Origin of the sequence: Bacillus sp. CH140a_4T (genome assembly GCF_008923725.1) — a bacterium.
In the GTDB taxonomy this organism is placed as follows: Bacteria; Bacillota; Bacilli; order Bacillales; family Bacillaceae_G; genus Bacillus_A.
This window is the reverse complement of the sequence record NZ_WBPF01000013.1, coordinates 1,142,770-1,143,339: the sequence shown is the minus strand read 5'-3', so window position 1 is coordinate 1,143,339 and position 570 is coordinate 1,142,770. Positions and strand designations below refer to the sequence as shown.

General features: G+C 53.9%; 6 tRNA genes. All 6 read left to right on the top strand.

Going from position 1 to position 570, the window contains the following annotated elements:
• Nucleotides 1-16 precede the first annotated feature (16 nt).
• The 6 genes from F8162_RS14895 (at nucleotide 17) to F8162_RS14870 (ending at nucleotide 549) form a co-directional block, all read left to right on the top strand.
• Nucleotides 17-90, top strand: a tRNA-Arg gene (locus F8162_RS14895).
• A 10-nt stretch (nucleotides 91-100) separates the two neighbouring features.
• Nucleotides 101-174: transfer RNA gene (locus F8162_RS14890), tRNA-Pro, on the top strand.
• Nucleotides 175-188: 14 nt separating this feature from the next.
• Nucleotides 189-261: transfer RNA gene (locus F8162_RS14885), tRNA-Ala, on the top strand.
• Between the two features lie 20 nt (nucleotides 262-281).
• Nucleotides 282-358 (top strand) — tRNA-Met (locus F8162_RS14880).
• 4 nt (nucleotides 359-362) lie between these two features.
• Nucleotides 363-439 (top strand) — tRNA-Ile (locus F8162_RS14875).
• A 17-nt stretch (nucleotides 440-456) separates the two neighbouring features.
• Nucleotides 457-549 (top strand) — tRNA-Ser (locus F8162_RS14870).
• Nucleotides 550-570 lie beyond the last annotated feature (21 nt).

Genomic DNA, 570 nt, shown 5'->3' with positions numbered 1-570 from the left:
GCCCTCGGCACCATATGCGCCCGTAGCTCAATTGGATAGAGCGTTTGACTACGGATCAAGAGGTTAGGGGTTCGACTCCTCTCGGGCGCGCTTTTATTAACGGGAAGTGGCTCAGCTTGGTAGAGCACCTGGTTTGGGACCAGGGGGTCGCAGGTTCAAATCCTGTCTTCCCGATTTTCCAAAAACATGGGGCCTTAGCTCAGCTGGGAGAGCGCCTGCCTTGCACGCAGGAGGTCAGCGGTTCGATCCCGCTAGGCTCCACTTATTTTAATTTCATTTATGGCGGTGTAGCTCAGCTGGCTAGAGCGTACGGTTCATACCCGTGAGGTCGGGGGTTCGATCCCCTCCGCCGCTACCATAAAGGACCTTTAGCTCAGCTGGTTAGAGCAGACGGCTCATAACCGTCCGGTCGTAGGTTCGAGTCCTACAAGGTCCACCACTAAAGGTTTATATCTCGGAGGTATACCCAAGTTCGGCTGAAGGGATCGGTCTTGAAAACCGACAGGCGGCGAGAGTCGCGCGGGGGTTCGAATCCCTCTACCTCCTCCATTTTTTCTAAATTAAATATTT